We start from the raw sequence: 6,762 nt of genomic DNA, 5'->3' as shown, positions 1-6,762 counted from the left end.
AGGGCTCCGGCGTCGCGGGGCGCCCGGCCGGAGCAGGCGCCGGCGGGGCGGGAGCGGCCGGCGCGGGAGCGGCGGGGGCGAGCACCGGCGTACCCCCGTCGGGACGACCCCCCGGCATGGCCAGACGGCGCTCGAGGCGGTCGAGGCGCGCCATCACGCCGTCGCTCGTCGAGTCGGCGCCCGGCAGGAGCACGCGGGCGCAGATGAGCTCGAGCAGCAGGCGGGGGGCCGTGGCACCGCGCATCTCGGTGAGGCCGGCGGCGACGAGGTCGGCGGCCCGGCTGAGCTCGACCCCGCCGAAGCGCGCGGCCTGGGCCGTCAGGCGCTCGCCCACGTCGGGCGCGACGTCGAGCAGGCCCGTGGTCGCGGCGTCGGGCACGGCGGCCAGGATGACGAGGTCGCGCAGGCGGCGCAGCAGGTCCTCGGTGAAGCGACGCGGGTCCTGCCCCGTCTCGATGACCTTGTCGACGACCCCGAAGACGCCGCCACCGTCGCCCGCGGCGAACGCGTCGACGACCTCGTCGAGCAGCGTGTCGGGCGTGTAGCCGAGCAGCGCCGTCGCCAGCGCGTGCGTCACGCCGTCGGGCCCCGAACCACCGATGAGCTGGTCGAGCACCGAGAGCGTGTCGCGGGCCGAGCCCGCCCCGGCGCGCACCACGAGCGGCACGGCGGCCGGCTCGATCGGCACGCCCTCCTTCGCGCAGAGCTCCCCCAGGTACGACGACAGCAGCCGCGGCGGGATGAGGCGGAACGGGTAGTGGTGGGTGCGCGAGCGGATGGTCGGGATGACCTTGTCCGGCTCGGTGGTGGCGAAGATGAAGCGCAGGTGCGGCGGCGGCTCCTCCACCAGCTTGAGCAGGGCGTTGAAGCCCTGCGTCGTCACCATGTGGGCCTCGTCGATGACGTAGACCTTGTAGCGGCTGTGGACCGGCGCGAAGAACGCCTTCTCCCGCAGGTCGCGGGCGTCGTCCACGCCACCGTGGGAGGCGGCGTCGATCTCGATGACGTCGATCGAGCCAGGCCCGCCGCGCGCCAGGTCGGTGCAGGAGCGACACTCGCCGCACGGGTCGGCGATCGGCGCGCGCTCGCAGTTGAGCGCCCGGGCCAGGATCCGCGCGCTCGTCGTCTTGCCGCAGCCGCGGGGGCCGGAGAAGAGGTAGGCGTGGTTCACCCGGTTGCTCGCCAGCGCGGCGCGCAGGGGCTCGGTGACGTGGTCCTGGCCGATGACCTCGGCGAACGTCTCCGGGCGGTAGCGCCGGTACAGCGCGAGGGGTGACTCCACGACCAGCACCCTAACGAGGGCCGCCGACAACGACGACGGCGGAGATGACGGCGAGCCCACGACAGGCGTCCGGGGACGAAAAGGCCCCCCGCGCACCCGGTAGAGCTCACTTGCCCTTGCTGCCTTCCGGCCCTGGGGGGATTGGGCGAGGTGCCGCCGCACGGGGGGTTGCGGGCGAGTGTAGGCGAGGCGCGCGGACGGGTCCAAGACGACCCCTGCCGACGCGGCACGCGCGGGACCCGATTTCCACGGTCCCAGCGCCACCCGCTACCCTCCTCGCGGAGGATTCGCCTAGTGGCCTATGGCGCTCGCTTGGAAAGCGGGTTGGGTTAACAGCCCTCAGGGGTTCGAATCCCCTATCCTCCGCCATCGCGCAGGACCCGGACGCCGGGACGGACCACGGTCCGTCCCGGCGTTCTGCGTCCCGCCGCCCGGTCGCGTCCGGCTCAGATGACGCCCGCGTCGACGATCTGCCAGCGACCGTCCTCGCCACGCTCCAGCACGTAGCCCCACAGCCCGTCCTGCATCGTGGCGTCGCCGGAGAAGTCCGCGTCGAAGAAGACCCACGGGCGGGTCGGCGTGCCGCGGGTCTCGCGGAGCTGCTCGATGTCGATCGAGCCTGGCCAGCTGAACCGGTCGTGGTCGTCCGAGGGGGAGATCGCGTTCGCGGTCGCGAAGTCGCGGGCGCTGATCGCCTCGGCGTAGGCCACGACGACCTCCTCGGGCGTCGCGTCCGGCCCGGGCAGGGGTACGTCGCCCCGCGGCGACGTCACCACCCACACCGCCCCGGCGGCGACGGCGAGCGTGGTGCCGACCGCCCGGGCCCGGCGCGGCCACCGGCGGGTGGCGGCGAACGGGTCGCGGTCGGCGCGGTGGTCGAGCGTCGTGCTCACGTGGCCCCCTGGTGGCTCGGTCGGACCTGGAGGATCCCACGGTCCGACGTGAGGACGGGGCGTCTCGCCGGGCTAGCGGCGGCGCAGTCGACTGGTCGCCGGTCGCAGCACGAGGGCGAGCACCACGGCCGCGCCCGCGACGAGGCCCCACCACAGGAAGTCCTGCCGGGAGTCGTCGAGCAGGTCCTCCTGCGGCGTCGGCGCCTCGGCCTGGGTGGCGGGGCGAGGGGCGGACGCGCTGCGCGTCACCCTCCCGGTCTCGGGGTCGACCTGCAGCGTGCGGGTGAGCGCGTCGTACGGCTGCACGACCCCGGCGCCGCCGTACGCGTTCGGGGCGTCGGTGACCCCACCCGCGGTCTCCTCCAGACGCGTCGCGACCTCGGCCGCGGTCCAGTCGGGGTTGCGCTGGCGCAGGAGCGCGGCGACGCCGCTCACGACCGCGGTCGAGTACGACGACGCGAACTCGAGCGCGCACGAGCTGCCGTCCGGCAGGTAGGTGACGGCGCCCTGGCTCGGCGCGACGACGTCGGTGAAGTACGACGGGCGCGTCCCGTCCGAGGGCTCGGCGCCCCGGAACGGCATGGACCCCACCGAGAGCACGTTGGGCAGCACGGGGCTGTAGCCGGCGGGGTAGGCGACCACGTCGGCCGGGTCCTCGGTGGGAGGGTCCCCGAGGGGCGTCAGCCCGTTCTCCTCGCCCTCCTGGGTCGGCGGCACGTTGGGCGCGGCCGCCACGACCAGCACGTCGAGAGCGGCCAGCGCCTCGAGCCGCGGACGGAGGACGTCGGTCCCGGCCACACCCGGGTCGACGCCCAGGGACACGTTGACGACGCCGATGTCGTTGCCGCCGCGCACCTGCGCAGCGACCCAGTCGAGGGCCTGGGCGACGGCTTGGGGGGTCAGCGTGGTCAGGCCCTGCTCCCGCGCCTGGGCGACCGCCTGCTCGCCCTGCGCGTCGATGTCGAGCACCTTCAGCGAGACGATCTGGGCGCCCGGCGCGACTCCGACCCCGCGGTCGGCGACGCCCCCGACCGGGGCGCCCGCGATGATGCCGGCCACCTCCGAGCCGTGCGGGTCCACGGGCGTGCCGCGCGACGCACCGCCGAACGCCTGCTCCCCGACGAGGTCGACCGGCACACGCGCACCCACGCCGCTGTCCACGACCGCGACCTTCACCCCCGTGCCGTCGACGCCGAGCTCGTCGCGCACCTGGGCGAGGCCGAGCTGCTCGACGAGGGGCGAGCCCTCGTCGGAGGTGACCGGCTGACCGTCCTGGAAGGCGTTGAGGCACAGGGCCGGCTCCGCGGACGCGGGACCGAGCGGCCCGACGACGGGGACCGTCAGGCCGAGCGCGAGCGCGCCGGCCGCCGTTCCCCACCTCACCCGGTGCCCCCGGTGCCCCCGGAGCCGCCCGGCGCGGCCTCCGCGCCGTCCGCGTCCCGCTGCCCGGGGCAGGACTGGGCCACCTGCCGGTCCGGGCTCAGCGTCTTCAGCGCCTCCTCGCGGGCCAGGGCGACGCCGCACTCGAACCCCTCCACCCACGAGGCCGGTACGACGGGGGTCGAGCCACCGTCGTACCCGAGCTGGGTCAGGGCGTTGCCCTGCAGGGCGTAGCGGATCCCCTGCGCGTCGACGAGGAACGCGTCGCCCGCCTCGCCGCGGCCGAAGCCGCCGCTGTCGACGACCGCACCCCGTCCCTGCTGGACGGCGGGAGCGACGGTGCCCACGGGGACCCCGTCGGCCGCCGCGGCGTCGCCGGGCCGCACGGCCAGCTCGACGGTGGGTGGCACGTCGTCGTGGGTGCGCAGGACGGCGCAGAAGCTGTCGGTGCGGTCGCCGGTCGCGAACTCGGGCAGGTCGGTGGGCCAGCGGCCCGGGTCGCCGGCCGCCGAGCCGCGGGTGCCGACGTCGCCGCTCACCTCGACCGGCGCCGCCCCCCGCAGCGACTGGTAGACCGCGGCCGCGAACGCGTCCAGCGGCTGGTAGCCGCCGGCCTGCAGGACGACGGGGCCGTCGTTGTACGTCGCGAGCGTGCCGACGGTCGCGGGCGCGCCGTTCGCCAGGGTGACCCCGGCGAGGGGCTGCCCCGTCTGCCCCTCCACGGCGAACGACGCGTCGGCGAGCGGGTCGGCGGCCGGGAACAGGTCGAGCCACCCGCGGGAGACCTCCGGGACCTCCTCCAGCGCCGGGCCGCGCAACAGCCCCAGCATCTCGTTCAGGACGGCCGGGTCGGAGGGCATCTGCATCCGGAAGGCCCGCGCGTTGCCCTCCTCGTCGGTCTGGCCGAGGGCGAGCAGGTGGTGCTCCTCGCCCACCCGCACGACCTGGGCGGAGCCGTCGACGGTCACGTCGGGTGACTCCTGCACGGCGATCCGGACGCCCTGCTCGCGACCCGTGCAGGCGGTCCAGCCCGAGCCGACCAGCCGGTTGGGCGACGGCAGCGACGGCGGCGCGTTGAGGATGCCGACGGTCTCGGTCAGCGCGTAGCGGTCGACCTCCTCCTGCGGCACCGTCGTCGGGGCGAGGTCGGGCCCGAGCACGAGCCGGGCGGAGGTGGTGTTGACGACGGGCACGAGGACCGTGTCGCCGCCCTCCTCGTCGACCTGCACGAGGAACTGCTCGCCGCTCTCCTCGACGATGACCAGGCCCTCGGTGTCGGCCCAGCCCGCGTCGGCGCGCGGCTTGAGGAAACCGACGACCGCGGCCGCGGCGAGGACGAGCACGGTGAGCGCGATGCCCCCGACGATGGCGCGCCCGGGGCGGCTGGGCTCGACCTCGCGGCCGCCCGGTGCCCCGCTGATGAAGGCGGTGACGAGGCGGCGGCGGCTGAAGCCGTAGGCCTCGACGAGGTCCCGCTTGGTGGCCACGCTCAGCCCCCGACGACGTCGAGCACGTCGATGGCGAGGACGAGGAGCGGCAGGAGCGCGACGAGGGCGAGCGTCTCGGCGACGTCGCCGAGACGGCCGCGGCGCAGGGACGGAGTGGACGGCACCAGGGTCGTGGCGAGCACGACCCCGCCCGCCGCGGCGAGGACGACGGCGGTGGTGGGCCGCCAGTCGGGGTGGATCACGAGCACCGCGGCGGCCGTGACGAGCAGGCCGACGATGCCGGAGGCCAGCCCGACGAAGACCTCGAGGCCCGTGCGGTACTGCCGCGTGCGCAGCATGAGGACGAGGCAGGACAGCACCGCCACGAGCGTGCCGAACAGCCCGAGCGACACCTCGAACGGGATCGCGACCACGACGAGCAGGCCCACCGAGGCCGAGACGCCGACGAGGATCTCGTGGGCCGTGCGGGCGTCGGCGAGCACGCGGTCGGCGTCGATCTCGTCGGGGTCGTTCGTGATGTCCTCGACGGTGACGACCTGGTCGACCCGGGTGCTCGTGGCGCTGAGCGCCAGCCACGGGAAGACGCTGCCGGCGATGACGACGAAGGTGGTGACGACGGTCAGCACGACGGCCGCGTCGAGGTCGGTGACGTCGACGAACCAGCCGCCGACGGCGAGCAGCGCGCCCACGAGCACCGGCGGCGCGAGCAGGGGGCGCCCGTCGTCGATGCCGATGAGCACGGCGAGCGCCACGGCGAGCACGCCCACCCCGACGTACGCCGCTCCCGGCCCCGTCAGCGTGCCGCCCTCACCGAGGAGCGCGCCGGCGACGCCGCCGAAGACCGACCCGACCAGCCCGAGCACGACCGCCGCCTGGCGCTCGCGCTGCACGCGGGAGAGCACGACCGCGCCGGCCGCGAGCACGACGGCGACCACGGCCGCCCCCACCCCCGCCAGCAGGTCGTCGGTCTGCAGGAGCAGCGACCAGGCGCCGACGAGCAGGAGGAGGGCGGCTGCCCCCAGGGCGGTACGACGGCCCGCCTCCGGCTGCCACGGCTTGAGCTCGCGCTCCACCACGTCGGTCATCGCCTCGACGATGTCGTCGTAGACCCGCGGGGGCTCCTCGTCGACGCCGGCGCTGACGGTGAGGAGGGTGCCGTCCTCGACGCCCTGGATGGTGAGACCGGCGTCGGCGGCCAGCTGGCGACCGTCCTGCGTGACGACCTTGTACCCGCCGTACACGGTCGCGGCGTCGAGCAGGCCGACGCTGCGCGCCAGCTCCGGCACGAGCTCCGCGACCGGGACGGCGGCGGGGAGGACGAGGTCCACCCGTCGGCGTCCGGACGCCACGGTCACCCGGACCAGTCCCGAGGCACCGGTCTGCAACTGGCTCATCGAGCGTCTCCCCCTCTCGCGCCCGCCGCGGCGACCCCGCCGGCTCCGAGCGACCCGCATGCTACCGGTCGTGACACGGCCGGGCCGGGGAGGCGAACGCCCCTCCCCGGCCCGGCCGTCAGCGTCGTCGCCGACGTCACCTCAGGACGTCGGGCCCGGTCGCCTCGTCGTCGATCCAGTCCTCGTCGACGAGCAGGTGGTCCCGGTCGTCGGCGCCCTGGCGACCCGAGCGGCCGCCCCGGCCACCGGCACCGCCCGCGGCACCCATCGCCCCGGACATGCCGCCCCGGCCACCGCGGCTGCCCACCGCGCCGGCACCACGGCCACCGGCACCGCCGGCGCCGCCGCGACCAGCAGCACCGCCG

Annotated in this window: 6 protein-coding genes, 1 tRNA gene and 1 other RNA gene; 1 reads left to right on the top strand and 7 read right to left on the bottom strand. The window is 75.7% G+C overall.

The features are described from left to right. Both KK617_RS18155 and ffs read right to left on the bottom strand, forming a co-directional pair. A partial coding sequence (locus KK617_RS18155) for a DNA polymerase III subunit gamma and tau (protein ID WP_277501596.1) occupies positions 1–1,282 on the bottom strand: 1,282 nt, incomplete at its 3' end. Between the two features lie 79 nt (positions 1,283–1,361). Beyond that, positions 1,362–1,452: signal recognition particle sRNA small type (gene ffs / locus KK617_RS18150), an RNA gene on the bottom strand. Positions 1,453–1,562: 110 nt separating this feature from the next. Here ffs and KK617_RS18145 point away from each other — a divergent pair. Beyond that, positions 1,563–1,651: transfer RNA gene (locus KK617_RS18145), tRNA-Ser, on the top strand. Positions 1,652–1,728: 77 nt separating this feature from the next. On the opposite strand, the gene KK617_RS18140 is transcribed toward KK617_RS18145, so the two are convergent. The 5 genes from KK617_RS18140 to KK617_RS18120 all read right to left on the bottom strand — a co-directional run. Next, a complete protein-coding gene (locus KK617_RS18140) occupies positions 1,729–2,175 on the bottom strand; it encodes a hypothetical protein (RefSeq protein ID WP_277501595.1) in 447 nt (148 codons plus the stop codon). 72 nt (positions 2,176–2,247) lie between these two features. After that, positions 2,248–3,558, bottom strand: coding sequence for a S8 family serine peptidase (locus KK617_RS18135; RefSeq protein ID WP_277501594.1), 1,311 nt, complete (start codon positions 3,556–3,558; stop codon positions 2,248–2,250). Next, a complete protein-coding gene (locus tag KK617_RS18130) occupies positions 3,555–5,042 on the bottom strand; it encodes a type VII secretion protein EccB (RefSeq protein WP_277501593.1) in 1,488 nt (495 codons plus the stop codon). Before KK617_RS18130 ends, KK617_RS18135 begins: the two co-directional genes overlap by 4 nt. A 2-nt stretch (positions 5,043–5,044) precedes the next feature. Further along, complete coding sequence (gene eccD / locus KK617_RS18125; RefSeq protein WP_277501592.1) at positions 5,045–6,397, bottom strand: type VII secretion integral membrane protein EccD; 1,353 nt, start codon at positions 6,395–6,397, stop codon at positions 5,045–5,047. Positions 6,398–6,533: 136 nt separating this feature from the next. After that, positions 6,534–6,762: hypothetical protein (locus KK617_RS18120; RefSeq protein ID WP_277501591.1), on the bottom strand; the 229-nt coding region annotated here is incomplete at its 5' end.

Origin of the sequence: Nocardioides sp. ChNu-99 (assembly GCF_029493445.1) — a bacterium.
Classification (GTDB): Bacteria; Actinomycetota; Actinomycetes; order Propionibacteriales; family Nocardioidaceae; genus Nocardioides.
The sequence above is the reverse complement of the archived record's forward strand: the minus strand, read 5'-3'. Positions and strand labels throughout refer to the sequence as shown.